The 26254-nt window shown below is 43.4% G+C and carries 24 protein-coding genes and 1 pseudogene; 8 read left to right on the top strand and 17 right to left on the bottom strand.

Going from position 1 to position 26254, the window contains the following annotated elements:
• Positions 1–62: 62 nt before the first annotated feature.
• Both ABZM97_RS10825 and ABZM97_RS10830 read left to right on the top strand, forming a co-directional pair.
• The gene (locus ABZM97_RS10825; RefSeq protein WP_202327490.1) at positions 63–1961 is read left to right on the top strand and encodes a prenyltransferase/squalene oxidase repeat-containing protein; all 1899 of its coding nucleotides are present in this window, start codon (positions 63–65) and stop codon (positions 1959–1961) included.
• A complete protein-coding gene (locus ABZM97_RS10830; RefSeq protein ID WP_087993844.1) occupies positions 1951–2796 on the top strand; it encodes a superoxide dismutase in 846 nt (281 codons plus the stop codon). Before ABZM97_RS10825 ends, ABZM97_RS10830 begins: the two co-directional genes overlap by 11 nt.
• A 32-nt stretch (positions 2797–2828) precedes the next feature.
• On the opposite strand, the gene ABZM97_RS10835 is transcribed toward ABZM97_RS10830, so the two are convergent.
• A complete protein-coding gene (locus tag ABZM97_RS10835; RefSeq protein WP_202327489.1) occupies positions 2829–4166 on the bottom strand; it encodes a sodium-dependent transporter in 1338 nt (445 codons plus the stop codon).
• A 232-nt stretch (positions 4167–4398) separates the two neighbouring features.
• On the opposite strand from ABZM97_RS10835, the gene ABZM97_RS10840 reads away from it, so the two are divergent.
• Positions 4399–5361, top strand: a complete 963-nt coding sequence (locus tag ABZM97_RS10840) for a bile acid:sodium symporter family transporter (RefSeq protein ID WP_367386839.1) — start codon at positions 4399–4401, stop codon at positions 5359–5361.
• Positions 5362–5410: 49 nt separating this feature from the next.
• On the opposite strand, the gene odhB is transcribed toward ABZM97_RS10840, so the two are convergent.
• From odhB to cdaS, 8 genes are all read right to left on the bottom strand, one after another.
• Positions 5411–6655 carry a 2-oxoglutarate dehydrogenase complex dihydrolipoyllysine-residue succinyltransferase gene (gene odhB / locus ABZM97_RS10845; RefSeq protein WP_367386840.1) on the bottom strand — a complete coding sequence of 415 codons (1245 nt, stop codon included), beginning with the start codon at positions 6653–6655 and terminating at the stop codon, positions 5411–5413.
• Between the two features lie 15 nt (positions 6656–6670).
• Complete coding sequence (gene sucA / locus ABZM97_RS10850) at positions 6671–9505, bottom strand: 2-oxoglutarate dehydrogenase E1 component (RefSeq protein WP_087993848.1); 2835 nt, start codon at positions 9503–9505, stop codon at positions 6671–6673.
• Between the two features lie 228 nt (positions 9506–9733).
• Complete coding sequence (locus ABZM97_RS10855) at positions 9734–11650, bottom strand: nitric oxide reductase activation protein NorD (RefSeq protein WP_202327486.1); 1917 nt, start codon at positions 11648–11650, stop codon at positions 9734–9736.
• 10 nt (positions 11651–11660) lie between these two features.
• Positions 11661–12575: a MoxR family ATPase gene (locus tag ABZM97_RS10860; protein WP_087993850.1), complete on the bottom strand. Its 915-nt coding sequence runs from the start codon at positions 12573–12575 to the stop codon at positions 11661–11663.
• A 63-nt stretch (positions 12576–12638) separates the two neighbouring features.
• A complete protein-coding gene (locus tag ABZM97_RS10865) occupies positions 12639–13229 on the bottom strand; it encodes a superoxide dismutase family protein (protein ID WP_087993851.1) in 591 nt (196 codons plus the stop codon).
• Positions 13230–13322: 93 nt separating this feature from the next.
• Positions 13323–14558: a LysM peptidoglycan-binding domain-containing protein gene (locus tag ABZM97_RS10870; RefSeq protein WP_087993852.1), complete on the bottom strand. Its 1236-nt coding sequence runs from the start codon at positions 14556–14558 to the stop codon at positions 13323–13325.
• A gap of 382 nt (positions 14559–14940) precedes the next feature.
• Positions 14941–16158, bottom strand: a complete 1218-nt coding sequence (locus tag ABZM97_RS10875; protein WP_367386841.1) for a macrolide family glycosyltransferase — start codon at positions 16156–16158, stop codon at positions 14941–14943.
• A 234-nt stretch (positions 16159–16392) separates the two neighbouring features.
• Positions 16393–17007, bottom strand: a complete 615-nt coding sequence (gene cdaS / locus ABZM97_RS10880) for a sporulation-specific diadenylate cyclase CdaS (RefSeq protein ID WP_087990418.1) — start codon at positions 17005–17007, stop codon at positions 16393–16395.
• Positions 17008–17282: 275 nt separating this feature from the next.
• On the opposite strand from cdaS, the gene ABZM97_RS10885 reads away from it, so the two are divergent.
• Both ABZM97_RS10885 and ABZM97_RS10890 read left to right on the top strand, forming a co-directional pair.
• Positions 17283–18641 carry an MATE family efflux transporter gene (locus ABZM97_RS10885; RefSeq protein ID WP_367386842.1) on the top strand — a complete coding sequence of 453 codons (1359 nt, stop codon included), beginning with the start codon at positions 17283–17285 and terminating at the stop codon, positions 18639–18641.
• 14 nt (positions 18642–18655) lie between these two features.
• Complete coding sequence (locus ABZM97_RS10890) at positions 18656–19504, top strand: STAS domain-containing protein (protein WP_367386843.1); 849 nt, start codon at positions 18656–18658, stop codon at positions 19502–19504.
• A gap of 25 nt (positions 19505–19529) precedes the next feature.
• Here the strand turns inward: ABZM97_RS10890 and bshB2 are convergent, their stop codons facing one another.
• The 4 genes from bshB2 to rarD all read right to left on the bottom strand — a co-directional run bounded on the left by bshB2 (position 19530) and on the right by rarD (position 21811).
• On the bottom strand, positions 19530–20195 hold the full coding sequence (bshB2, locus tag ABZM97_RS10895; protein ID WP_087990421.1) for a bacillithiol biosynthesis deacetylase BshB2: 666 nt from the start codon (positions 20193–20195) through the stop codon (positions 19530–19532).
• Between the two features lie 18 nt (positions 20196–20213).
• On the bottom strand, positions 20214–20564 hold the full coding sequence (locus tag ABZM97_RS10900; RefSeq protein ID WP_367386844.1) for a YojF family protein: 351 nt from the start codon (positions 20562–20564) through the stop codon (positions 20214–20216).
• Complete coding sequence (locus tag ABZM97_RS10905) at positions 20561–20839, bottom strand: hypothetical protein (RefSeq protein ID WP_289347537.1); 279 nt, start codon at positions 20837–20839, stop codon at positions 20561–20563. Before ABZM97_RS10905 ends, ABZM97_RS10900 begins: the two co-directional genes overlap by 4 nt.
• A gap of 75 nt (positions 20840–20914) precedes the next feature.
• Positions 20915–21811 carry an EamA family transporter RarD gene (rarD, locus tag ABZM97_RS10910; RefSeq protein WP_087990424.1) on the bottom strand — a complete coding sequence of 299 codons (897 nt, stop codon included), beginning with the start codon at positions 21809–21811 and terminating at the stop codon, positions 20915–20917.
• Between the two features lie 98 nt (positions 21812–21909).
• Between rarD and ABZM97_RS10915 the strand changes: the two genes are divergently transcribed.
• Positions 21910–22371, top strand: coding sequence for an Hsp20/alpha crystallin family protein (locus ABZM97_RS10915; RefSeq protein WP_202327479.1), 462 nt, complete (start codon positions 21910–21912; stop codon positions 22369–22371).
• 32 nt (positions 22372–22403) lie between these two features.
• Here ABZM97_RS10915 and ABZM97_RS10920 read toward each other — a convergent pair whose 3' ends face one another.
• A complete protein-coding gene (locus ABZM97_RS10920; RefSeq protein ID WP_087990426.1) occupies positions 22404–22637 on the bottom strand; it encodes a hypothetical protein in 234 nt (77 codons plus the stop codon).
• A gap of 731 nt (positions 22638–23368) precedes the next feature.
• Here ABZM97_RS10920 and ABZM97_RS10925 point away from each other — a divergent pair.
• Positions 23369–23758 (top strand): tautomerase family protein, encoded by a 390-nt coding sequence (locus ABZM97_RS10925; RefSeq protein WP_333519490.1) that lies wholly within the window; start codon positions 23369–23371, stop codon positions 23756–23758.
• Between the two features lie 504 nt (positions 23759–24262).
• Here ABZM97_RS10925 and yodB read toward each other — a convergent pair.
• The gene (yodB, locus tag ABZM97_RS10930) at positions 24263–24601 is read right to left on the bottom strand and encodes a transcriptional regulator YodB (RefSeq protein WP_003220087.1); all 339 of its coding nucleotides are present in this window, start codon (positions 24599–24601) and stop codon (positions 24263–24265) included.
• Between the two features lie 129 nt (positions 24602–24730).
• On the opposite strand from yodB, the gene ABZM97_RS10935 reads away from it, so the two are divergent.
• Positions 24731–25339, top strand: a complete 609-nt coding sequence (locus tag ABZM97_RS10935; RefSeq protein ID WP_087990428.1) for a nitroreductase family protein — start codon at positions 24731–24733, stop codon at positions 25337–25339.
• Positions 25340–25381: 42 nt separating this feature from the next.
• Here ABZM97_RS10935 and ABZM97_RS10940 read toward each other — a convergent pair whose 3' ends face one another.
• Positions 25382–25984, bottom strand: a complete 603-nt coding sequence (locus ABZM97_RS10940; protein ID WP_202327477.1) for an alpha/beta hydrolase — start codon at positions 25982–25984, stop codon at positions 25382–25384.
• A 15-nt stretch (positions 25985–25999) separates the two neighbouring features.
• A pseudogene (locus ABZM97_RS10945) lies at positions 26000–26197 on the bottom strand (ring-cleaving dioxygenase); the annotation flags it as partial.
• Positions 26198–26254 lie beyond the last annotated feature (57 nt).

Raw genomic sequence — 26254 nt, forward strand, 5'->3', positions numbered from 1 at the left:
TTTCTTTCTGTAATGGCGGCAAAAGACGCTGAATATATATGCTTCTGAAGGAGTTGAGCGTGATGAGCACACTTCAGAAGAAAGTGAGGCGTTTTCAAAATAAAACCGTTTCAGAGTTAAAAGACAGGCAAAATGCTGATGGTTCGTGGACATTTTGCTTTGAAGGACCAATCATGACAAATTCCTTTTTTATTTTGCTCCTCACCTCACTTGATGATGGTGACCATGAAAAAGAACTGATATCAGCGCTTGCAGCCGGCATTCGTGAAAAACAGCAACCCGACGGCACATTCATCCATTATCCCGATGAAACGAACGGAAATCTAACGGCTACAGTCCAAGGATATGTCGGAATGCTGGCTTCAGGATGTTTTCACAGATCTGACCCGCACATGAGAAAAGCAGAACAATTTATCATCGCCCATGGCGGACTGAGGCAGGTTCATTTCATGACAAAATGGATGCTTGCCGCCAACGGGCTCTATCCTTGGCCTGTGTTGTATTTACCATTATCGCTCATGGCGCTTCCCCCAACATTACCGGTTCATTTCTATCAATTCAGCGCCTATGCCCGAATTCATTTTGCTCCTATGGCTGTAACACTTAATCAGCGATTTGTTCTTAAAAACCGCAATATCCCATCTCTTCGCCATCTCGATCCGCACATGACAAAAAACCCTTTCACTTGGCTTCGATCTGATGCTTTTGAAGAAAGAGATCTCACATCTATTTCGTCACATTGGAAACGTATTTTTCATGCACCCTTTGCTTTTCAGCAGCTAGGCTTACAGACGGCTAAAACATATATGCTGGACCGAATCGAAAAAGACGGAACATTATACAGCTATGCGAGCGCAACCATATTTATGGTTTACAGCCTTCTGTCGCTTGGTATGTCGCGCCACTCTCATGTCATCAGAAAGGCATTGAAAGGCCTTAAATCGCTAGTGACAGAGTGCAGCGGGATTCCTTATCTGGAAAACTCTACTTCCACTGTTTGGGACACTGCTCTGATCAGCTATGCCCTTCAAAAAAACGGCGTGGCCGAAACAGACGGCCCTATTACAAAAGCAGCTGCCTTTTTGCTAGACCGCCAACATACCAAAGTAGCGGATTGGTCTGTCAAAAATCCGGATGCAAATCCCGGCGGCTGGGGATTTTCAAACATCAATACAAACAACCCTGACTGTGACGACACTGCAGCCGCATTAAAAGCGATTCCCCGCAGTTATTCCCCTTCAGCTTGGGAGCGAGGAGTGTCTTGGCTTTTATCGATGCAAAACAATGACGGCGGATTTTCAGCTTTTGAGAAAAATGTGAACCATCCTCTGATCCGCCTTCTCCCGCTTGAATCCGCTGAGGACGCGGCAGTTGACCCTTCAACCGCCGACCTTACCGGACGTGTGCTGCACTTTTTAGGCGAGAAAGCAGGCTTCACAGAAAAACATCAACATATTCAGCGCGCAGTGAACTGGCTTTTCGAACATCAAGAACAAAATGGGTCATGGTACGGGAGATGGGGTGTTTGCTACATATACGGCACATGGGCTGCTCTTACGGGTCTGCATGCCTGCGGGATTGACCGGAAGCACCCTGCTATACAAAAGGCCCTGCGCTGGCTCAAATCCATACAGCTAGATGACGGCAGCTGGGGAGAATCCTGCAAAAGCGCCGAAGTCAAAACGTACGTCCCGCGTAATAGAGGAACCATTGTACAGACAGCCTGGGCTTTAGACGCTTTGCTCACATCCGAAAACCCCGAACACCCATCTGTGGTGAAAGGTATGCAATATCTTACTGACAGCAGTTCTCATGGCGCCGATAACCTGGTGTATCCAACAGGGATCGGATTACCAAAGCAATTTTATATCCGCTATCACAGTTATCCATATGTATTCTCTTTGCTGGCTGTCGGGAAATATTTGAATTCTATTGAAAAGGAGACAATAAATGAAACGTGAATCTTATCAAACAGAGATGTTCAATTGGTGTGAAGCCCTTAAGGACCAGATTCAAAAGCGAGGAGAGCTTGATCAGTTTGAAGATCAAATCGACAAGATGATAGCAGCACTGGAAGATGACCAAACAACAGAAGAAGATTGGTATAAGCAGGCTGCTGCTCTTTATCGGGATATTACAGAATCAGCGGATGCAAGTGAAAGACGCGCATATGTCCCTATAGGGAAACATGTGCTTCCAAAGCTTCCGTACAAATATTCCGCCTTAGAACCTTATATTTCACGCGACATTATGTTCCTTCATCATACGAAGCATCACCAAAGCTATGTTGACGGTCTGAATAAAGCAGAAACAGAACTTAAAAAAGCAAGAGCGACAAAGAATTATGACTTGATCACTCATTGGGAAAGAGAGCTTGCATTCCATGGAGCAGGCCATTATTTACACAGTATTTTCTGGTTTTCGATGCATCCAAACGGAAAACGGCGTCCTACAGGAGCATTGTTCCAAATGATTGATCTTTCATTTGGAAGCTATTCCGCTTTTAAAGAACATTTTACTCAGGCCGCAAAAAAAGTGGAGGGTGTCGGCTGGGCCATCCTGGTCTGGGCGCCTCGATCGGGACGGCTGGAGATTTTAACGGCAGAAAAGCACCAGCTCTTCAGCCAATGGGATGTGATTCCTCTTTTAGCGCTTGACGTATGGGAACATGCCTACTATTTGCAATATAAAAATGACCGGGCGAGCTATGTCGACCACTGGTGGAATGTCATGGATTGGCGTGAGGCAGAAAAACGTTTTGAACAGGCAAAAGAAGTCGTTTGGAAACTCTATTAAAAAAAGCCCCCTTTTCCTGGGGGCTTCGTGTTTTAAAAAATGCCTAACACATGCAAAAATACGATGATGATGGCAACAGGAGATAGATAACGAATGAGCAGCAGCCAAACTGCAAACCACTTTCGTTTAAGGTTGGAACCGCTTTTCAGCTCGTCAAACAAATCCTGTTTCGGTATTTTTAACGGGACAAATATAGAAATCAATAACGCGCCTAACGGCATTAAAATATTGCTCACAAGATAGTCGGCAGCATCAAAAATGGACAAGTGAAAAATAGTAACGTCACTTAATACACCGTATGATAGTGCAGACGGCACACCGACAATAAAAATGGCAATTCCGCCTAACCAAGCGAATCGTTTTCTCTTATTGACATCGCCTTTAGAAAGCACTGCGACTAAAATTTCCAACATTGAAAAAGCGGATGTCAGTGCCGCGAATAAAAATAGAATTAAAAATGCTAATAAAAAGATAATTCCGAACGGCATTTGATTAAACACAGTCGGCAGCACGTTAAATAACAAAACCGGCCCTTGGTCTGGTTTGAGGCCGAATGAAAATACAGCTGGAAAAATCGCAATTCCGGCCATTACAGCAACAAGCATGTTCAATACCGTTACTGATACAGCAGATTGCACAAGATTTTCCTGTTTCTCTAAATAAGAGCTATACGTTACCATGACAGATACGCCGACACTTAATAAGAAAAAGGATTGGCCCATCGCATATAAAATCGTATTAGCGTCAATTGCTGTTATGTCGGGCATCAAGAAAAACTTGAGCCCTTCCATGGCGCCATCAAGTGTAACGGAGCGCACCATTAATATGACAAATAATATAAAAAGCGCCGGCATTAACACTTGGCTGGCTTTTTCAATTCCGCTGCTTACCCCTTTGGCAACAACTAAAATGGTGATCACCATAAAGAGCAGCTGACCTCCTACAGCTAAATAAGGATTTGAAATTGTACTTGCAAATATCGTATCAAAACCAGATGTTTGCGATAATCCGCCAGTGAAGCCTTTTGTAATATAAATTAAAATCCACCCGCCGACGACGCTGTAGAAAGATAAAAGAATAAAACACGTCGCCATGCCTAAATAACCGATCCAATGCCACTTCGTTCCCGGAGCAAGTGTTTTATAGGATTGAACGGCATCTTTCTGTGTTTTTCTGCCTATGATGAATTCACCAAACAATAAAGGCAGTCCGATTAAAACCGTAAATAAAATAAAAATAAGTAAAAATGCGCCTCCTCCGCCGGTTCCCGCTACATATGGAAATTTCCATATCGCGCCAAGCCCGATAGCTGATCCTGCCGCGGCCAAAATAAAGCCGAGCTTCGAAGACCATTGATTCGCTTCCTTCACCCTATCACTCCTAATTTTATCAAACCATTATAAAGATTCATTGTAAGAATATCTTCCTATATAGTCAAGAACATTTTCATTAGTTTACATAATATATTTATCGTCATCTATAAAAAGACATTCCAACTACTGATATTGAATTATTCAGAAAATTAATTATAATAAGAGGATGCCTAAAAATCCGTCCAGAATTTTTGCTGAATTTCTTGATCAATATGTTAGGAGTGTTTTTATGGGTATTATTAGAAAAGGAAGTCATTTCGCGGGACAAACCTTCGGCATATGGGTCATTGTTTTTGCCGTGCTGGGATTTTCTTTCCCGTCTTTTTTTACATGGATCAGTTCTTATATTACGATTCTTCTTGGCATTATCATGTTTGGAATGGGACTTACACTGCAAGCCGATGATTTCAAAGAGCTGCTCAGAAAACCTTGGCATGTCATGGTTGGGGTGGTTATACAGTATACCATCATGCCGCTTATTGCTTTCGGCCTGGCAGTTGGACTGCATCTTCCAGCAGAAATCGCAGTGGGTGTTATTCTTGTTGGCTGCTGTCCTGGCGGCACAGCCTCTAATGTCATGACTTTTTTAGCAAAAGGAAATACGGCTCTTTCTGTTGCTGTTACAACAATTTCTACCTTGTTGGCACCTGTTTTAACACCGGTTTTGATTATGCTGTTTGCCAAGGAGTGGCTTCCTGTCTCACCGGGGTCTTTATTTATTTCAATCTTGCAGGCTGTTTTATTTCCAATCATTGCAGGCGTGATCGTCAAAATGTTTTTCAGAAAACAGGTGTCAAAAGCCGTACATGCCCTTCCACTGGTTTCTGTTATTGGCATTGTTGCGATTGTCTCTGCTGTCGTCAGCGGCAACCGGGAACATCTGCTTCAATCAGGGCTGCTCATTTTTTCTGTTGTCATGCTACATAACGGTATCGGTTATGTGCTTGGATTTCTTTGCGCAAAGCTGTTCAAAATGGATTATCCATCTCAAAAAGCGATTGCAATCGAAGTCGGCATGCAAAATTCAGGACTTGGAGCGGCACTTGCCACGGCTCATTTCGCACCGCTATCAGCCGTACCTAGCGCGATGTTCAGTGTGTGGCATAACCTTTCAGGCTCCATGCTTGCAACCTACTGGTCCAAAAAAGCGAAAAAGAAACAAACAGCATCTAGCAGCAATCTGTCTCTTTAAATACAGATCAAAAAAGGTACATCACGATGAAGTGATGTACCTTCTTTTATTATCCCTCTAATAAAAGCTGTTCAGGATCTTCCAGTAGATTTTTAATTGTCACTAGGAAACCAACCGCTTCTTTACCGTCTACAATCCGGTGATCGTAAGATAAAGCGATATACATCATCGGACGGTTTTCGAAACGCTCTTCATCAATTGCGACAGGTCGCAGCTGAATCTTATGCATGCCCAGTATACCGACTTGAGGGCTGTTTAAAATCGGAGTCGACATCAGTGAACCGAAAGTACCTCCGTTTGTAATGGTGAAAGAGCCTCCCTGAAGCTCGCTAAGGGTTAGTTTATTATTTCTTGCTTTTTTCGCAAGCTCGCCGATTTCTTTCTCGATTCCTGCAAATGTCAGGCGGTCCGCATCCCGTACAACCGGAACGACAAGGCCTTCATTAGCCGCAACAGCAATACCGATATCATAGAACTTCTTAACGATCAGCTCATCGCCTTGAATTTCCGCGTTCAGCAGCGGATATTTTTTCAGCGCAGCGACAACCGCTTTGGTGAAGAAAGACATAAAGCCGAGTTTCACTTCATTTTGCTCAAAGAATTGATCTTTGCGGCGTTTTCTGAGATTCATGACAGCCGTCATGTCTACTTCATTAAATGTAGTCAGCATTGCTGATGTTTGCTGTACCTCTACAAGGCGTTTTGCAATCGTTTGTCTGCGGCGTGACATTTTTTGCACATCGACAGGTTTGTCAAAGCTTCGCTGTGCTTTTTGAGCCTGAGGCTGCTGTTTTTGCTGAGAAGCCGGTTTTGATGCCGGTTTTTCGTACGCTTCGACATCCTGCTTGCGCACTCTTCCAAGCGGATCTCCCGTTGGGACCTGAGACAGGTCAATGCCTTTTTCTCTTGCCAGCTTACGGGCTGAAGGAGAAGCGATCGTTCTTGACTTTACTTCGGTTTGCGCTTCCTCGCTCACCTCTTGCGCCGCTGGTTCAGCCTGCTTCTCTTCTTCCTTGCTTTCAGCTTTCTCTGAAGGAGCAGGGGCAGAACTTTCACCCGCGCCTTCTGAAATCGTACCGATAATTTCTCCGACCTGGACGGTATCACCCGAATCTTTCAATACCTCTTGAAGTACACCCGATTCTTCTGCTGTCAATTCAACATTTACTTTATCCGTTTCTAGTTCAAGCAGATATTCACCCTGTTCTACATAATCACCAGGCTGCTTTAACCATTGGGCTATTGTTCCTTCTGAGATTGATTCTGCTAATTCAGGTACCTTAATTTCCGCCATTTTTTCATTTCCCCCTTAGTTTTTGCGAGTCAAGCTATCAGATACAATACGTTCCTGTTCTTTTTTATGAACTGTCGGATCTCCCTCTGCAGGGCTGGATCGTCTTCTTCGTCCAATATATTGAACGCTTACTCCCTTTGGTGCAATTTCTGTCAAATACGGGCTGATATAACTCCAAGCCCCCATGTTCTGCGGTTCTTCCTGCACCCAAACGATTTCTTTCAGGTTCGGAAGTTTTGCAAGTAATTCTTTGACTCCTTTTGCCGGGAATGGATACAGCTGTTCAATTCTCGCAATGTGAAGCCATTCTTTACCGTCTTCTAACTTATTAAAATGGTCGCTGATGTCTATGGACACTTTACCGCTGGATAATACAAGTCTGGTTACTTTTTCATAGTCATGAGAAAGTCCGGACTGTTCGTAAACAGGCTGGAAGCGGCTTTCGCTCAGCTCCTGCACTTCGGAAACTGTATTCGGATTACGAAGAAGGCTTTTCGGCGTCATAATAACGAGCGGTCTGATTTCTTCACGAAGCAGCATTTTAGCCTGTCTTCTAAGTATATGGAAATATTGTCCGGCGCTTGTCAGGTTGGCAACCGTCCAGTTGTTTTCCGCGGCAAGCTGCAGGAACCGTTCGATTCTTCCGCTTGAGTGCTCAGGCCCCTGTCCTTCGTAACCGTGCGGAAGCAGCATGACTAATCCGGATTTTTGACCCCATTTCGCGCGGCCGGCCGAAATGAATTGGTCAAAATACACTTGAGCAGCGTTGGCAAAATCTCCATACTGCGCTTCCCATAATACAAGCGTCTCCGGTGAATGCACGTTATAGCCGTATTCAAAACCGAGAACCGATCCTTCAGACAGCGGGCTGTTATGAACTGCAAAAGATGTACCACAGTCTGATAAGTTATGAAGCGGCACAAACTCTTCACCCGTCTCACTGTCATGAAGCACTAGGTTTCTTTGGGCAAACGTTCCTCGCTCGGAATCCTGCCCTGTTAAACGAATCGGTGTTCCGTCTTTCAAAATTGAAGCAAACGCGAGTGATTCAGCCAAAGACCATTCCACTTTTCTGTCATCATCGAACGCCTTGGCGCGTCTTTCTAAAATGCGCTTAAGCTTGCCGAAAACGTTAAATGACTCCGGCCAGTTGACCAATTCGCCATTCAGCTTGCGGAGCACATCAAAATCAATGGATGTGTCCACATCAGGAAAACCGTTTGAAACAGGCTCTGGAAGTTCAATCTCACAGGCGGTTTGTTCCTTTTTAGCCGGCACTTTCTGATAAGCATCCTCAATACGCTTCGTTACTGATTTTTCGATGTTTTGTACAACATCATTGTCAAGCACGCCTTCATTCACAAGCTTTTCGGCGAAAATTTGTTTGGCAGTCGGATGTTTTCTGACAGCATCATACAGCATCGGCTGAGTAGTTGATGGCTCATCCATTTCGTTGTGCCCATAACGTCTGTACCCGATCAAGTCAATCAGAAAGTCCTTGTTGAATGTTTTTCGGTATTCCACCGCAAACTTAACAGCTGAAAGACAGGCTTCAGGATCGTCCGCATTAACGTGGACAATTGGGATTTCATAGCCCTTCGCCAGGTCACTGGCATATTTTGTTGATCTTGATTCAGCGCTTTCTGTCGTGAATCCGATCATGTTATTGGCGATAATATGAATCGCACCGCCTACTTGATACCCTTTTAAAGAGCTTAAATTCAATGTTTCAGCGACAATTCCTTCCCCAGGGAATGCTGCGTCTCCATGAATTAAAATGGCAAGCGATTTTGTTTCGTCCTGCACCGGGTATCCGCTTTGTGTTCTCGTTTCCTGTGCCGCTCTTGTGCTGCCTTCAACAATCGGATTGATAAATTCCAAGTGGCTCGGGTTGTTTGCTAACGTAATGCGCGCTGATTTTGTTGCAGCGTCTTGAAGCTCCCGATTCGCCCCCAGATGGTATTTGACATCGCCTGTCCATCCGTAGCTGATTCCGATTGAGCCCTCAGACGGGACAAGATCTTTGTTCGGCGCATGCTGGAATTCGGAGAAAATGATTTCATACGGTTTTCCAAGCACATGTGCCAAGACATTCAGGCGTCCCCTGTGCGCCATCCCGATGTTGACACTCGTCGTTCCTGATTTGACAGATTGTGCAATAATGTCATCCAGCACTGGAACAAGAGCGTCCAAACCCTCAATGGAAAAGCGCTTCTGTCCGACGAATGTGCGGTGCAAAAACTGCTCGAAACCCTCTACTTCTGTCAGTCTTTCCAGCACAGCCGACAGCTTTTCAGCTGAGTTCTTCTGGAACAGCTCACCGGATTCAATCATCTTTGTCAGCCACTCGCGCTCTTTGAAGTCATGCACATGGTCAAATTCAAATGAGATGGTTCTTTTATACGTATTTCGTAAATACTGAATGGCTTCTAAACCGTTCGTAATGTTTTTAGGAGCGTCTTTGCAAATCACTGACGCAGGTATTGCTTTTATTTCCTCTTCTGTTAGCCCGTAATCGGATAATGGAAAGAGTTCACTCTTTTTCCCATCCTTTCTGAGCGGATTGACGGAAGCGTTTAAATGGCCATAGGTTCGGATATCTTCTGCAAGTCTGACTGCGGCTGCGATCTTTTGAATCAGATCGGCTGTAACACGTCCCTTTTCTTCTGTTCCCGAGGCCTCTTTTATATCGTTTGGCGGAGCACCAAGCTCGTCGAACATTTCCTTTAGATCCGGATCAATGCTGTTCGGATCCTGGGTATACTGATCGTAAAGCTCCAGCGCATAGCCGAGGTTCGGACCGTAAAAATCTTCCCAATTCATTCGTTGTTTCATACTATTTTGAAACATTTGAATATTACCCCCAACTTAGATAATCAAGTGATTGATTCACTATCTTAAAATAACTTTCGAACGCTGTGTCCAAAATTATGTAATAAAAACGCTTCCAACGATATTTTACCACTGTTTGCAATTTGATTCTACCTTGATTGTTCACAAAATAGTAAAAATCCTTTATAAAAAACCAAAAATTTAATCATTTGAAAAAAGAAACACCAAAAAGCATAGGATCAAGAGCTATCCTATGCTTTTATGGAGCAGTTTTTTCAGCAGCGGGTACAGAACATCCGGGAGCTGATCGACATCCGGGACAAATATACTGAATTTTCCGTACATATCCTGAATGGTCTTCATTTGTGATTCTTCTATTTCTGTGTTGGAGAGAAAAACATTTATGACTTCTATCCCTCTTTTTCGCGCTTCAATCACCGCTTCACTAGTATCGACAATTCCGTTTTGTTCATAGCCAAACGCGGCCGGCTCTCCATCTGAGAAAACAATCAAGAACTTTTGAGACTCGCTGCGTTGCAGCATTTTTTTCGTCATCTGCCGGATCGCATAGCCGTCACGGTTATCTTCTTCAGGCTCAAGCTGCAAAATTGCCGGCCCCGCCTCTTGTCTTAATGATGTTTGAAACGGAATAACCGTATTGAAATAGTTTGGCTGGCTTGTTTCAGACGCATCATTTGTGTCCTCCCAAAAACCGACAATCTGATGCGGAACCGCTACGGATTTTAACGCTTCGTGAAACAGCACGATTCCCCGCTTTGTCTCGTCCATTTTGTCGAACATGCTGGCTGAACAGTCGACCAGCAACGTGAAAACTGCGTCAATTTCTGAAGAAGGTTCCTGCTTTTTGTAGAAAAGACGCGGATTTCGCTCAGTAAAGTAACGGAGAAGCTTATTGTTCAGCCTTCCGGCATGAAGGTCTGTTCTCGGCAATGTTTTTTTATGCTCCAGCGTTTTTTGAATCATTTGTTTCAAACGCTTTTGATACGATTCAATCGTTTTTGCCTGCTGTTTATAAGAAATCCCTTCTTCACTGGTTGCCGGCTGCGGTTCTTTGTAAATCGGAAATGCGTATTTATTTTCTTTGCCGTCAGCCATGCCCGCTCCGTTCGGCTGGTCTTTCTGGGACTCCAGGGCTTCCAGCTGGGAATAGTCTTTCCGTTTTGTTTGTCTGGCTGATCCTTGGACAGAGCCAAGGGCTTGATCTCCATCATCGCCTTCTCTTGAAGCATCTTTTCCTAAATCTGATTTAGCGCCATGTTCAATATCAAATTGAAGGAAGCTTTTAGATGGGGCTTCTGTTTCTCGGTGCCACGTCGGCATTTCTTCTTCATGAATATCCTCATCACCGTTTGACTTTTTCGGAAGCGTGAGGTCATCACTCAGCTTAGGCGCTTTTTTCTCTTCCTCAAATAACGGTTGTTCTGCAGCTATTGCGTAATCAAGCTCAGGCAAAAAGAAGTAGGTGTTCAGCATGTCTTTATCGAGCACCTCTTCAAGCCCGTCCATGAGGTTTTCAACAATTTTCAGAACCTGCCGTGTCGAATCTGCTTCATACACGCGCAGGAGCTGCTGTTCAATAAACGGGCGCATCAGATCGATATCTTCACGCATGGACGGAAGGGTTTCGAGCGGTGATTTCGCTGTTAGCTTGACATAGATCGCGCAAAAGAGGGCATCCGTAAAAATGCTTCGTTCCAAATTCAAGGTCAGCTGGGTGGAGAAGTGTTTTCTGTACATATCTTTTCGCTTTGCAAATACATGTTTCGTACCCGGACGCTCGTGCTTGATGCATTCTTCAATTCTGATGTCTTCAAGCAGCATAAACAGCTGCTTAGCAAAGCTTTTGAACGTCAGATGCTGATGAATATCATCCAAAAAGTTCGCAAACTCTTGCAGCGAGCTATATCTCGTTCCGACCGAACGCAGGTAGACGTCGCTTTTCAGACCCGCTTCCATGTCCTCAGCTGCCCTGTCTTTCCAAAAATGACTCATATAAATTTTCTTTTCAAATGGATTGTAATACGACTGGACGCCATACTCCACTTCTACCGCTTCACTCTTGGTGAGTGTTTTGGCCAAATCAGTGAGCATCATAAATAAAAACGAATCAATTGTGCTGTCGTTAAATTTGATAAATTTCATCGCAGCTCCCTCATTCAAACAGAGTTTCTGCGATATTTCGGACGGCCGCCTTTTCCCGGTCATCATCAAGCTTCTCTACAATTCCCCGTTCAATGGCGCGACGCGGCGGAATATAAGCGGCTAAATCACATGTATCAATTAACGCTCTGATGGATGCAGCTTCTTCAGATACCTGTCCGTTATTGGCCTGGACGATCAGGTCAGAGGAAAGCGTGATAAACCGGTCAATAAGCTTCTCATCTTTCAGGGCTGACTGAGACGTGAGCACTTGTTTCAGTAGCTCGCCTTTGATATAAGGAACGTCAATGATGACAAAACGGTTTTTCAAAGCTTCATTCAGCGGAACAGTTCCAACATAGCCTTCATTGATGGCTGCAATGACTCCGAAGCCGCCTTTAGCCCGTATGACCTCGCCCGTAAACGGATTTGTCATCATTTTTCTGTAATCTAATACACCGTTTAATATGGGAAGTGTTTCGGGCTTTGCCATATTGATTTCATCTATATAAAGAAAATGGCCTTCTTTCATGGCTTTTGTGACAGGCCCAGAAACAAACTCGATCGTTGCCTGGCCAGATTGATTTTCAATCGTTTTATACCCGACTAAGGCTTCAGCATCCAAGTCCACTGAACAGTTGACACTGTGCATCGGTTTATGAAAATAGCTGGACAATGTTTCTGCCAGCTTTGTTTTCCCTGAGCCTGTAGGCCCTTTCAGCAAGACATTTTTCCCCATGGCTAATGCAATGATGGCGTCGAATAAAATGGCTTCATCCTCCGCCTCATAGCCTGACGTCCCGATGAGCGACTGAAACTCTGGGGAAATCGGCTGGTCTTTATATAATAAAAGCTTTTTTTGTATCTCTTCCGGCAATGTTAAGTGCTGTAATTGAGTTGTCATAGTCAGGTTCCCTTTCCTATTCATATTCCATTAACGAGTATACTAAAAAAGCCCCTGTATGCTCAATACAAAAGGGCTTGGATGATTTTACTGTTTCTCGTTATGGCCGGAAAGGGCTCCGCAGACAATACGCGCACCTGAATTTCCGCTTGGATTCGTCAAATAATCGTCGGCATGTTCATGAATAATAAACGCACTCCCATCATGATCGAGAATATTTAGCTTACTTCCTTTTTTCAGTGAGGTGTCCGGCGCATTCATAATGACATCTACTTTTCCATCGGCACCGACTTCAAGGTTCGGCAGATCTCCGGCATGATACCCCATCGGATTGTTGAAGCCGTGTTCTTTGTTCAGCGGATTAAAGTGTCCTCCCGCTGATTCAAAATCCGGCCTGACACATGAACCTTTCTCATGAATATGAAAACCGAGTGAAGCGCCGGGCCGCAGGCTGTTTGCGGAAATGTGAATATCGAGTCCTTCGTCATCTGATTCTTTGATTTCTATAAAACCGACTGCTTTGCCTTCTCGATTAACCAGCTGGACATGATGACCAAACGCTGACGTTTCAATCACTTCTTTTTCCGGCACCCGCTTAGGAGGGTCCTGAGGGTTTTTTTGTCCGCATCCCGCAAATCCCAGTGCCGTCAGCATCATAAACAGCAAGAGACGGTGCATACTGTCTCCCCCTTGTTTTTTCTAACAGTGTGGTCAATCATTGTCTGATCTAAACAAAAAAGCCTATAAAAAGGCTTTTTGTCATACTCATTTTTAAAAATAGCTTCTTGCGCCCAAGTAGCGCTGTTTCCAATATGAATTGCTGAGATTGGAAATGTCGACGCCCGATGAGCTTGCATGAATAAAGTCTCCGCCGCCCAGGTAAATCCCCATATGAGAAGGACCGGATTTATATGTGGTAAAGAAGACAAAATCGCCTACTGACGGCTGGCTGACTTGTTGCATCACATTCCAATACCCTGCCGTACTTAATCTTGACACCGATGATACTTTATTAATGAGGTAATAAATATAACCGCTGCAATCAAAACCGGCAGGCGTGTTTCCGCCCCATCGGTATGGCACCCCGACATATTTTTTCGCTTCTGTTATCATTCTGTCAATCTTCGACCCTATTTGAATGTTTGATCCCGAGTTGTCTTTTGGCGCGGTATGATTTGAATTGTTAGATTTTGATGTCCCCGAAATCGTCAGAACCTGTCCGATTTGCAAGACATCAGATGATAAATGGTTTTTTTCACGGATGCTTTGCACCGTAACTCCGTGCTGATTCGCGATTTTCCACAGCGAATCGCCTGCTTTCACCTTGTATGTAGCTGTTTTTGAAGAATTGGAATTTGACGGTTTCTTGGAACCGCTGTTTCCGCTCTTGGACGAGCTGCTCCCTTTTATTTTGAGTACCTGTTTAGGGTACAGCGTATCTGATGTTAAGCCATTTAATGTTTTCAATTCAGCTACTGTCATATGTAAGCTGTTAGCGATTTTCCACAGTGAGTCACCAAGCTTAACTGTATATGTACTTTTTGACGAGCCTGAAGAATTGGAACCGCTGTTTTTTTTCGATCCGTTTGAGCCGCTTGAACTGCTTGTCCCTCTGATCTTAAGCTTTTGTCCGGGGCGAATCAGGTCACTTGTCAGGCTGTTTACACTTTTAAGCTCAGAAACACTCATTTTATGATTTTTAGCGATCATCCATAACGAATCACCATATGCAACTGTGTATGTTGACGTTTTGCTTGAGTTTGATGGGGATGTCGCGCTTTTCTTGCTGCTCTTAGGAATCTTAAGGCTTTGTCCGGCATAAATCACCGTTGATTTCAATTTGTTTTCGGATTTCAGAGCTGATATTGTCGTATCGTACTGGCGGGAAAGTTTCCAAAGAGAGTCACCGTTTTTCACTTTAATCGTTTTTGCTTCCGCGGGTGCTGCGGCCATCGATGACCCAACAACTGCGGAAACAGCCAAGCCGGCTACAATCTTCTTTTTCATTCATTCAACCTCCTAAACTGTTTATGCGCAAAAAACAGCTAGTATTTTCTTTCCAAAAATGGCACACATCAGTTTTATCGTCACTTTTTCAGCAAGTTAAACCCTTTTCAAACAATTGGCAGCAATTTCAGCATCGTTCGACCTTTACACTTTCAAACAAACACCTAATATTTTACTTTAGTTGCATCTGCTTTTCGAAAGTCTAAGGAACTATTTAAGCGAGGGGTATAAATGATGGTTTTCTATTGGTGAATGGAGCAGATTTTCCTCCTTTCTTGTCTGTTTTTCCTATCAATTCTCTATCGGCTTGTCAAATCCCTTCCTCTGCATTCTCAGGAAAAAATAAAAAGCCTGTTCTTTTAATAAGAACAGACTTTTTATACTATGCGTTAGCTGATTGCGTTTTGTGTTTCACAAATTCCAGAATACTGTCGGCCGTTTTTTTAGAACCGCCTGCCGCTTTGAGTGATTGTCCAATTTCTTTTGCCTTTTCAGCATACACAGGATTATTCATCACTTCTTGAATCGTTTCTTTCAGAAGGCTTTCAGATAATTGTTCTTTTTTCAGCACTTTTCCTGCGCCGACTTTTTCCACTTGATTTGCGACGACGGGCTGGTCTCCTCCCATCGGAATAACAACGAGCGGGGTTTCAAAATACAAACCTTCACTTGTGCTGTTCATTCCGCCGTGAGTCACAAATAAACTGGCTCTTTTCAAGATCTCAAGCTGAGGGACATACGGGCGTACAATGAAATTCTTCGGAATGTCGTTTAACTCACTTGTTTTAATATGCTTGCCGATGGAAAGCACGACTTTACCGTCAAAGTCTTTACATACCTCAAGGCATTGATTAAAAAACTGCTTTTGGTTGTTAAAAATGGTTCCCATTGAAATTAACAGCACGTTTTCATTGTCAATCTGATCAAATGGGAAATCATTGTTTCCGGCTCTTTCCGTAATTGAAGGACCGACAAATACATAACGATCGCCAAATTGCTCAGCCAGTGGCTGAAATTCCGTTGATGTGAAGACAATTGTCAAGTCCCCATCTGCTAAAAAAACGTCAAATGGCTTCTTGATCTCTGCTTGAAAATCAGCATTTAATGTTTCTGCAAGCTGCTGATAAGATTCATAATGAGGAGAATCTTCAAGTGACTCTTTCATGTACGCTCCCATCATTTGCTTAGCAAATTCCTCATTCATTGCAAAGGTTGTACACAATGAAAATTTTGGCAGCTTCAGCAAGTCTGCAATGATTTTACCGGCGAGAAGATGGTGATCATATATGACATAGTCATACGATTCGTGTTTGACTTCATCATAAATATGAGTGACGATATCAATACTGCCTTTCAAAAAGGCGCAGGTCATTTCTGTGAAATCTCTTTCTTCATCTCCGGTTGCGTTTTTTCCGAAGTAATCTTCCCGAAAATCAAGGTACTCACGAAACTCAACATCAAGCGCCGCAATTTTTTCTTTGTATTCCTTCACTGCATAGTAAGTGATATGTTCTCCCCGGGATTTCAGCTCCTTCATTACACCGATAGAAGGATTTATATGCCCTTCACCGGGAAAACCGATCATCAATACATTAGCCATGCGGCAACACCCTTCCTTTAAAATGTATGTCATATTTTTTATACGATACTACAAATACAAAATCAGGTAAAGTGTTTAACCTAATTAATATTAATCATATATAACTTTTCTACCAGTTTATATTTTCTACCTTCAAGAAAAAAGCATTCAGCTTGAAGTGAATGCTTTAAAAAAGGTCCGAATTCAGTCATATTGACTCACGATAGGATGCATCATCAGGCCCTTTTATTTATTTTACGTTCTTGGCGAAATTAACGGATATAATACACCGTCTTTGGCAAACGACATCTTCCCTGTCTCTTCTGAAACAACGAGCACAAGCGCATCCGTATACCCCGACATTCCAAGAGCCGCGCGGTGCCTGGTTCCCAGATGGACATCCACTTCCTTTGTTGTCAGCGGGAGCACATTAGCTGCTGACACAAGTTTGTTTTCCCTCACTAATAAAGCGCCGTCATGAAGAGGATTTCCGGGATAAAAGATACTCTCAATTAATGAAGCGCTGATCTCTGCATAAAGGGAAGTTCCTTTTTGAATAAAATGTTCAACCGGGTCCGCTCTTTCAATGACAATTAAAGCACCGTGCTTATGTTCCGATAAGGCTTTAATCGCCTTGGCCAGCTCGATAAATGCCGGCGTAAATTGCTCAATGTATGATTGCAAATAAAAGGATGATGCGATGCCCTGCATATCCTGAAAAATGTGTCCCAATTCATCCAATTCACAAAGAAGGCACTGATCTTTTTCGTGAAGTGTTTTTAAAATGAGCGACGCATCAACTAATATTTCCTCTAAGTATACTTGTATTTTTCCCTTAAATGCATTTTCCGGCATGTGTTCATAACGCATAGTCCTTCATCTCCTTTTCAAATTTCCACCTTTTCACGCATGCTTATCTTATTGATGCACATTCTATTGGTAAAGGAGGGATGTAAAGAATGGAAATCGAAAGAATCATTCAGTATATTTGCACCTTTTTAGGCGTGATTTCGCTTTCTTTTATTTATGCCCAAATGTTTAGAAAAACGAAGCCGACAAAAAAAGAATAGGTCCGGCGTTCATTGCTTTTTATACATAAAATGTTATAATTTCTCTCGTTATGAAAAAGAAACGGAGATCAATGTATGAAAGAAACTCGAAACGCCCGGCAAAAGACCAAACAGCTTTTGCACATTTTCATTCCGATATTCATTACCCAGGCGGGGCTTTCTCTTATGACTTTTTTAGATACGGTGATGTCAGGGAAAGTCAGCCCCGCTGATTTAGCCGGCGTCGCCATTGGCTCAAGTTTTTGGACCCCTGTTTATACAGGACTTGCAGGTATTTTAATGGCGGTCACTCCGATTGTCGCTCAGTTATTAGGCGCTGAAAAAAAACAGAAGATTCCTTTTACTGTTTTACAGGCTGTATATGTGGCTGCGCTTCTTAGCATCGCCGTTTTAGCGATTGGGTATGCTGCAGTTGACCTTATTCTTGGCCGATTACACCTTGAGGCTCAAGTGCATGAGGTTGCCAAACATTTTTTAGGCTTTTTATCACTGGGAATTCTCCCTTTATTTGTTTACACCGTTTTGAGATCATTCATTGACTCATTAGGGAAAACAAGAGTCACAATGATGATTACACTCAGTTCTCTTCCGATCAATTTTGTATTGAATTACATATTCATCTTCGGGAAATTCGGGCTGCCGGCACTTGGCGGCGCCGGCGCCGGACTAGCGTCCGCGCTTACATATTGGTGTATCTGCATCATCAGCTTCTTCATTATTCATAAAACCGCGCCGTTTTCCGAATATGGAGTTTTCCTTACTATGTATACATTCTCTTGGAAAGCATGCAAAAATCTGCTCAAAATCGGTCTGCCTATTGGATTCGCCGTGTTTTTTGAAACAAGCATTTTCGCAGCTGTCACGCTTCTGATGAGCCATTTTCATACAGTGACCATCGCGTCCCACCAGGCAGCCATGAACTTTGCTTCGCTTTTATATATGCTGCCGCTCAGCGTGTCCATGGCTTTAACGATTGTTGTCGGCTTTGAAGCCGGTGCAGCCCGTTTTAAGGATGCACGCTCATATAGCTTGATCGGCATCATGATGGCGATCGGCTTTTCTTTATTGACTGGAGCCTGTATCCTTTTATTCAAAGAGCAAATTGCCGGCTTGTACACGTCTGACCCCGATGTACTCCGGCTGACACAGCACTTTTTAATTTATGCACTGTTTTTTCAGCTTTCCGATGCTGTTGCCGCACCGATCCAGGGTGCGCTCAGGGGGTATAAAGATGTGAACTATACGCTTGCGGCCGCTTTTGTTTCTTACTGGGTCATTGGCCTACCTGTCGGTTATACGGTCGGTACGTTTACAAGCCTTGGCGCATTCGGCTATTGGATCGGGTTAATTGCAGGACTCGCTGCCGGAGCAGTTGGACTGTTTTTCAGGCTGGTTAACCTGCAAAAACGTTATTCGCAAAAACAATACATTTAAAAGAGGTGATATACATGGCAAAAAACATGAAATTATACGAATATCTTTCTCAGCATGCGGAAACCATCAGTTCAATGTGGTATGAAACCGTTGAGGAGACTGATCCAAACTCCATATATGCATCAGCAGACCCTGATGTCATTCAGAATTTAAAGAGCCAGAATCTTGCCTTCAACTATAAGATAAACCGTATTTTTGTAGATGATGAAGAGGTGTACCTGCCTATACTGAAAGAATGGACTTTTGAAGTAACACAGGATCAAGAACATTTAAAGACTCCTATCCACTATATTATCCGAGAGTTTGTCAGAGTGAGAGATTTATATGTTTCCTATGTGAAAGAATTTGTCCATATCAATCAGGACACTGTGAAAGGCGAAGAGGCCGAAGAACTGTATCACTCCCTAATAAAAGCGTTCGATCTTGTGATTCATATTTTTATAGAAGAAATGTACAAAAACACAAGCCTCCAGCTTCAGGCTCAAAAAGACATGATTACGGAATTGAGCGCGCCGGTCATCGTGCTGTTTCACAGCGTCGGGCTCCTGCCTTTAATCGGAGATATTGATACTGTCCGCGCAAAACTGATTATGGAAAACACCCTGCATCAATGTGCGGAGAAAAAGGTGATGCAGCTGTATATTGATTTATCGGGGGTAGCTGTTATTGATACAATGGTTGCCCACCAGCTGTTCAGTCTGATTGAGGCGCTGCGCTTAATCGGCGTTTCATCAACTTTGTCGGGAATCCGTCCGGAAATTGCGCAAACCGCGGTTCAGCTAGGTTTGTCTTTCGAAGATATTTCTTTGAGATCAACCCTCGCGCAAGCGATTGCATCGGACTTAAAACTCAAAAAGGTATAAGGCTTAAGGCCTTATACCTTTTTGATTAATCATTCCATTGATACGTCCAATATACTTCTTCTTCAAACCATGTTGCCATAACAGGTTCATTGTTTTTTAATTTTTCTTCAAGCTCTCTGAGCATGCCTTCTGTTTGAGTGCGGTGAGCTCTTAACGCATTCAATTTAATATCAGCTACTTCTTTGATATCAAGTACGACATCAGCTTCGCCGAGTACCTCTTCTCTGTTGCGAGTAATCGCCATGCAGAGTGTGCGCGGACGGTCTTCTTTCTTTTTGCGGTACAACGCACGAATGACCGCTTCCCCGCATGCATCATGGTCAGGGTGCACACCGTGTTCAGGATAAAAAGTGACAATTAAACTTGGTTTTACATCATCTATGATCCCTTCCATGATATCAGCTAAATACTCATCGTCCTCAAATTCGAGCGTTTTGTCACGGAGCCCAAGCATCCGAAGGTCATTGATATCCATTTCTTTGCAAGCGTTAATGAGCTCTTGTTTTCTTAGCAGCGGCAACGTCTCCCGATTCGCGAAAAATGGATCGCCCATATTTCTGCCCATTTCACCTAAAGTGGCGCACGCGTACGTAACGGGAATGTCTTTTTTTCTGTTTAAGGCAATCAGGCCTGCCACTCCGTATGATTCGTCATCAGGGTGAGGCAGGATTACAAGTACGTGTTCTTTCATTATTTTTCACCCTTTTCTTTAAACTGTGAACGGTTTTTCACTGATTTGCAGAGAAATAGCCAGTTTACCGCCCGGCAGGTGTCCCGCCATTAATAAACGGTTTTCTTCATCCACAGTGTATTCAGTCAAGCCTTCAGCATAAATCCAGCCTTCTTCTGTTTTTAAGCCAATACGGTAAGGTCCGCCGCCTTTGATTTTTGCCTGATGATAGGTGACTTTTGCATTGCGGATGTATGCAACAACCGTCATGTTTTGTTCATTTAAGTGCGCTGAATAAGAACCGGTTGTGGTTTCTAAATGGATATATACAGGGCGGTCCGCATATCGTTCTAAAGATGCTTGCACATCTTCTTTTATGATTGCTTTCATGATTGCTCCCCTCTTTCTTCTTTTAAATGCTCTGCACGTTCTGTATGTAATTTGATCAGCTGATATTTCACAGCCGGTTCGAGCTGTGAATTCACAATGCGGTGGATCGCAGCATAAAATTTTTCGAGCATCGGTTTCCGGAGTCTCGGATGTGTTCGTTTATCCAAGAGCTCTAGGTCAATCGCCTCTGCTACAGCTTCTGGGGCATCACTTGCGAGAGATCGGTTGTTCCAAAGTGAAGCGTAGGCTTTCACTATCTCTTTATCATTGTCCATCGTCTCGCTCCTTTATGTCTTACATACATGAAATGATTATACATAATATATGCTTCAGCTGAAAAGCCAAAGGCCTCAATGGCTTTTTGATGCCCGTTTCCAATTTATTTGTGAAAACGTAAACAAGAGCAAAGCAGCCCATATACAGCTGAATGTAAAAGCCTTCGAAATTGAAAACGGCTCATGATAAACAAACAGCCCGATCAGCAAGGTAATGGTCGGTGCGATATATTGTAAGATGCCGACATGGTACAGCGGCAGCCGTTTAGCTCCTTCCGCAAACAATAATAGCGGCAAAGCCGTCAACACACCGGCAAAAAAGAGAAGCATCCAAGTCCCGCCGCTTCCCGCACCCGCGGGATGGATATGGCCGCTCAGCAGCAAATACCCCAAAGCAATCGGCATAATCATGAATGTTTCCAGCGTTAAACCAATAGCGCTTGACAGGCTTGTTCTTTTTTTGCTGAACCCGTACAGCCCGAAGCTGAATGCGAGCAGAAGCGCAACATAAGGAATGGAGCCGTATTGGAATGCTGAGATGATAACGCCGGCCGCCGCAATCGAAACCGCCATCAGTTGCAGGCGATTCAGCTTTTCCTTTAAAAATAAAATACCGAGGAGCACGGATACAAGCGGATTAATGTAATAGCCAAGACTAGCCTCAAGCAAAAAGCCATGGTTGACGGCCCATATGTATACAAACCAGTTAATCGAAATCAGGATGGAAGCGAGAAGTAAAGAAAGGATGCCGCCCTTGTTTTTCAAAGTGCGCAGCTCCTGCCACCCCGTTTTCCATTGACGCAGGAAAAAAAGCACGATACACATAAAAACAAAAGACCATATGATACGGTGAGCCAAAATATCAAGTGCCGGCAGCTGTTCGAGAAGCTTCCAATAAAGCGGAAACAGCCCCCACATGATAAAGGAAACGGCTGTGAAGAGAACACCTTTTTTAGTTTCTGAATATTGCATTGATATCCCTGCCTTTCTTTAGAGCATCTTAGATTATATCACGTGAAAGATCGGGTGGGCATATACTATTTTGTCCGTGAAGAAAGGGTGTGACGACGATGTTTGAGTGGAACAAGTACTTTCCTTTCCACAATCAATTTTCCAAGGAAGCATTAAAAAAAGCAGATCCAAAAGAAGTTGAAACATATGTAAATCGTGTAATGGAAAGTGTGTTCGGCAGTGATCATGCGGCGCAATTTCCTTTCCGCGATCCTCTCCCCAAAAAAGACCAGCCCGCCAAGTCTGACGCTAAACCTGATATCGATCTATTTGAAACAACAGACCATGTGTTTGTAAAGGTGCCAATCAGTGAAAGCCAGCTGGAACAGGTGAAAATTAAACACACTTCTCACGCATTAATGATAGAAAATTTCCCGAATCTGGACCATCCCAAAAAGATAAACCTGCCTTGTTTAGTCAAACGCAAAGGAACAAAAGCCGTCTATAAGGACGGCCTTCTGGAAGTGATGTTTCAGAAGCAGCATGACTACAATATGTCCGAGGTAGAAATCATTCGATAAAAAACGGCCTGCACCGATGCAGGCCGTTTTTGTTAATAGAAACCGGGGTATCCGCCGTATGGCACGCCGGCACCAAAACCGTACGGTGCGCCTCCGTAACCGTAAGGGCCAGGTGGATAAGCATAGGGACGAGGATAGTTAAACAGAGCACTCCCGAGAAAGCCGCCTAATAAACCGCCGACTAAAGGAGCGCCAAACAAGAAAGGACTTCGCGCCGGGTATCCGGCTGGACCTGGATTCCCGCGATAATAGGAATGAGGGTACATGATTTTTCCTCCTTTATGTCTGCCTATATGTAAGATATTCAACAAAGAAGAAAAACGATTGGGCTAAGACCTGAATCTAGGTATTGTTACATCACAAGCTCTGCCAATAACACACAGCCAAGCCCTGTTACTGAGAGAACTGTTGTAAGCGGCGGTCAAGCTTGAAATTTCTTTCATGCTCAAACCGAAAAATCCCTTCACCTCCAAAATCCAGCATCTTTTACATGACATGCGATGACATCCCGCTCCTGTTTGCAGTGCCATTAATGCCGGATTTACACTGCCCGCCCCCATAAGCTGCCATTCCCGCTTCAATTGAAAGAACGATTGTATTGATATCCATCCCAAGTCCGATGGCTACTAAAAATAAAACTACAATAAGTGAGACAAACGGATTTCATTTTACTTTCATAATGAGAAATAACAGAATCAGCACTCCAGGAAGAAAGCGCTTTCACTAATAACTAAAAAAATGTTTTGGCGATATGATTATTATCTTTTGGTTAAATGACATATTCAAACTAATCTCCTAATCTATGTTTTGTCAATCATACTATGAGTTTTCCTCAATCCCCTTTCACCTATCCAAATGATTTTTAGTTATATGTTGATTAACTTTTGGTTATATGTTATGTTTTTTTCAAGTTAGCCCAGTCTTTATATCTACTCATTGTCTGGAAGCAAACATGTGAAAACAGACAGACACAACTTCACAAGAGGAGGAAATTCACATGCCATTATTACGTTTTGATTTAATTGAAGGCCGTGATGAAAAAGCATTGCAATTGTTATTAGATACTGCTCACCAAGCGATGGTCGAAGCGTTCGGTGTTCCGGAAAGAGACCGTTATCAAATTGTCCATCAGCATCCGGCAAACGAGCTTATCATCCAGGACACAGGATTAGGATTTCAAAGAAGCAAGGATCTGGTCATTATCAGTATGACAAGCAAAACAAGAACAGAAAGCCAAAAGGAAAAATTGTATGCCCTGCTGGCTGAAAAGCTAGAAGCAGAATGCGGCATTTCCCCAGAAGATTTAATGGTTTCAATTACCGAAAATGGTGACGCCGACTGGAGTTTCGGTCTTGGCGAGGCGCAATTTTTGAATGGAAAACTATAAGATAATGAAAATGGCATAAAGTTTGCATGTAACAACCGGCTGCTCCATAGCAAAAAAGAGAGAGTTTCATCAGATACTCTCTCTTTTATTCACTCATTTCTTTTTTATAAAAGCGGAAATCACCAAGAAGAGGTATAGCGAAGTAATCCAAATGTGGTGGATGGAGCCTGGCTTCCCTTTTTTAAAATCCAGTTTCGATCCCAATGTAATTCCAATGGAAGCTGGTTGGGTTTTGAGCGTAAATATAAAATTCAGGCAGATAGAGTTCCGCTTTACTGATGTGCAAAACGAGATAAAACATCATCCCCATTAATCATAGGTTAGCTGCTAATAACTTTGTCACGCAATGATCATTTCCTATTTTTGTATATCATCTTCATATTAACCTTTTGCAAATCTGCAAAAGCTTATTCTAACGAATATAAAAAGTCATGTAAACGGCACGAACCGCCCCTCATATGACTTTTTCATTGAACATAGGGTCTTTCCTGGATGCCTCTTTCCTTATTTCTCTTCTTCGCACACTGTTTCACCGGGCTCGCAAAATTGATCGGCCCACGCCTGCATCTCTTGGAATACAGCTTGAAGCGCTGTTCCTTTTTCAGTCAGCGTATAAATGACTTTGACTGGCGTTTCAGGAAGAACCTGCCGTTCGACAATCTCGTTTTGTTCAAGCTCCTTAAGGCGCTCCGCCAGCATTTTTTGGCTGATCATCGGTATTGTTTCCGTTATCTCTTTAAAGCGTTTCGGCCCATCCATTAGCACATGGATGATCAGACCGTTCCATCTTTTTCCCAGCAATGAGAAAGCAGATTCCATTTTAGGGCACATAGTATTTCCCACAAGTCCTCATCCCTTCATCTATTGTTTGACATGTATTCGATGATCCATTACAATAATCTTTCAAGTTACATTTAGTAAGTTTCTAACTTTTCTATTATCATACCACGTTTATCCGAAGGAGGAAACACTATGACGAATACTCTGGATGTTTTAAAAGCACGTGCATCCGTAAAGGAATATGATACAAATGCCCCTATCTCTAAAGAGGAGCTGACTGAGCTATTGGACCTTGCCATTAAAGCGCCTTCAGCTTGGAACCTTCAGCATTGGCATTTCACAGTATTCCACAGCGATGAAGCAAAAGCGGCGCTTCTTCCTGTAGCCTATAATCAAAAACAAATCGTTGAGTCTTCTGCTGTTGTTGCCATTTTAGGCGATTTAAAGGCAAATGAAAACGGTGAAGAAGTATACGCTGAATTGGCAAACCAAGGCTATATTTCAGATGAAATCAAACAAACATTGCTCGGCCAAATTAACGGTGCCTACCAAAACGAGCAATTCGCTCGTGATTCCGCTTTCTTAAATGCTTCTTTAGCCGCTATGCAGCTTATGATTGCCGCAAAAGCAAAAGGTTATGATACTTGCGCAATCGGCGGATTTAACAAAGAGCAGTTCCAAAAGCAATTTGATATCAGTGAGCGCTTTGTTCCGGTTATGCTTATTTCAATCGGCAAAGCAGTAAAACCTGCCCATCAAAGCAACCGCTTGCCGCTTTCAAAAGTGTCAACTTGGCTGTAAGGATATGAAAAACCTTAGTCCGAATGACGGACTAAGGTTTTTTTATACAATCGCATCTTTGTACCATTCGCGAGCCTGTTCAGCTTCATGCTGCGTCAGCTGATGACCCCCACCCTGCCAGAAAACGGAGGCTGATGCCCCGCTGTCACGTAAATAGCGGTGAAGCTCTTCTGATTCTTCCTTCGTGCAGAGAGGGTCGTATTTCCCGGCACCGATAAAAACAGGGAGTCCCGTCATATCAGGCAGCTCGATACCGCGAATCGGAACCATCGGATGATGGAGAATGGCCCCTTTTAAGACATCTTTATAATGGAAAAGCAGGCTTGCCGCAATATTTGCGCCGTTTGAATAACCGACCGCAATCACTCGGCCGCGATCAAATTGATGCGTTTCTGCAGCCTCGTCGATAAAATCTTTCAATTCTCTTGTCCGCTCCACGAGGTCCTTTTCATCAAAGACACCTTCACTCAGACGTTTGAAAAATCGCGGCATTCCATTTTCAAGCACAGATCCTCTGACACCAAGCAAATGGGCATGAGGGTCTATAAACCGTCCCAATGAAAGCAGATCGTGCTCATTTCCGCCGGTGCCATGCAGCAGCAGCAGTACGTTGTCAGATGTCCCTTTTTCATAAATATGCTTCATCGTAAATTCCCCCTTTTAAAGTTCAGGCAACATGTCTGTTAACTGTTGTCTATGTTTCTCCAGCCATTCAGGCAGTTTCAATGAGGTCCCCAGCTCAGCAAACGTTTCATCTGTCATAAAACCCGGTTCATCTGTGGCGATTTCAAATAAGATACCGCCTTTCTCCCTGAAATAAACGGATGTAAAGTATTCTCTGTCAAGGATTTCTGACGAATGCTGTGACGTGATGCAATCCTTCTGTTTTTATTTTCCCACTCCTATTTATCTCGA

Origin of the sequence: Bacillus vallismortis, assembly GCF_040784915.1 — a bacterium.
In the GTDB taxonomy this organism is placed as follows: Bacteria; Bacillota; Bacilli; order Bacillales; family Bacillaceae; genus Bacillus; species Bacillus subtilis_G.

What these genes read in the sequence shown, in the direction of transcription:
- ABZM97_RS10825 (WP_202327490.1), top strand. Translation starts at nt 63, where the DNA reads ATGAGCACACTTCAGAAGAAAGTGAGGCGTTTTCAAAATAAAACCGTT.
- ABZM97_RS10830 (WP_087993844.1), top strand. Translation starts at nt 1,951, where the DNA reads ATGAAACGTGAATCTTATCAAACAGAGATGTTCAATTGGTGTGAAGCC.
- ABZM97_RS10840 (WP_367386839.1), top strand. Translation starts at nt 4,399, where the DNA reads ATGGGTATTATTAGAAAAGGAAGTCATTTCGCGGGACAAACCTTCGGC.
- odhB (WP_367386840.1), bottom strand. Translation starts at nt 6,655, where the DNA reads ATGGCGGAAATTAAGGTACCTGAATTAGCAGAATCAATCTCAGAAGGA.
- sucA (WP_087993848.1), bottom strand. Translation starts at nt 9,505, where the DNA reads ATGTTTCAAAATAGTATGAAACAACGAATGAATTGGGAAGATTTTTAC.
- ABZM97_RS10855 (WP_202327486.1), bottom strand. Translation starts at nt 11,650, where the DNA reads ATGAAATTTATCAAATTTAACGACAGCACAATTGATTCGTTTTTATTT.
- ABZM97_RS10860 (WP_087993850.1), bottom strand. Translation starts at nt 12,575, where the DNA reads ATGAATAGGAAAGGGAACCTGACTATGACAACTCAATTACAGCACTTA.
- ABZM97_RS10865 (WP_087993851.1), bottom strand. Translation starts at nt 13,229, where the DNA reads ATGCACCGTCTCTTGCTGTTTATGATGCTGACGGCACTGGGATTTGCG.
- ABZM97_RS10870 (WP_087993852.1), bottom strand. Translation starts at nt 14,558, where the DNA reads ATGAAAAAGAAGATTGTAGCCGGCTTGGCTGTTTCCGCAGTTGTTGGG.
- ABZM97_RS10875 (WP_367386841.1), bottom strand. Translation starts at nt 16,158, where the DNA reads ATGGCTAATGTATTGATGATCGGTTTTCCCGGTGAAGGGCATATAAAT.
- cdaS (WP_087990418.1), bottom strand. Translation starts at nt 17,007, where the DNA reads ATGCGTTATGAACACATGCCGGAAAATGCATTTAAGGGAAAAATACAA.
- ABZM97_RS10885 (WP_367386842.1), top strand. Translation starts at nt 17,283, where the DNA reads ATGAAAGAAACTCGAAACGCCCGGCAAAAGACCAAACAGCTTTTGCAC.
- ABZM97_RS10890 (WP_367386843.1), top strand. Translation starts at nt 18,656, where the DNA reads ATGGCAAAAAACATGAAATTATACGAATATCTTTCTCAGCATGCGGAA.
- bshB2 (WP_087990421.1), bottom strand. Translation starts at nt 20,195, where the DNA reads ATGAAAGAACACGTACTTGTAATCCTGCCTCACCCTGATGACGAATCA.
- ABZM97_RS10900 (WP_367386844.1), bottom strand. Translation starts at nt 20,564, where the DNA reads ATGAAAGCAATCATAAAAGAAGATGTGCAAGCATCTTTAGAACGATAT.
- ABZM97_RS10905 (WP_289347537.1), bottom strand. Translation starts at nt 20,839, where the DNA reads ATGGACAATGATAAAGAGATAGTGAAAGCCTACGCTTCACTTTGGAAC.
- rarD (WP_087990424.1), bottom strand. Translation starts at nt 21,811, where the DNA reads ATGCAATATTCAGAAACTAAAAAAGGTGTTCTCTTCACAGCCGTTTCC.
- ABZM97_RS10915 (WP_202327479.1), top strand. Translation starts at nt 21,910, where the DNA reads ATGTTTGAGTGGAACAAGTACTTTCCTTTCCACAATCAATTTTCCAAG.
- ABZM97_RS10920 (WP_087990426.1), bottom strand. Translation starts at nt 22,637, where the DNA reads ATGTACCCTCATTCCTATTATCGCGGGAATCCAGGTCCAGCCGGATAC.
- ABZM97_RS10925 (WP_333519490.1), top strand. Translation starts at nt 23,369, where the DNA reads ATGCCATTATTACGTTTTGATTTAATTGAAGGCCGTGATGAAAAAGCA.
- ABZM97_RS10935 (WP_087990428.1), top strand. Translation starts at nt 24,731, where the DNA reads ATGACGAATACTCTGGATGTTTTAAAAGCACGTGCATCCGTAAAGGAA.
- ABZM97_RS10940 (WP_202327477.1), bottom strand. Translation starts at nt 25,984, where the DNA reads ATGAAGCATATTTATGAAAAAGGGACATCTGACAACGTACTGCTGCTG.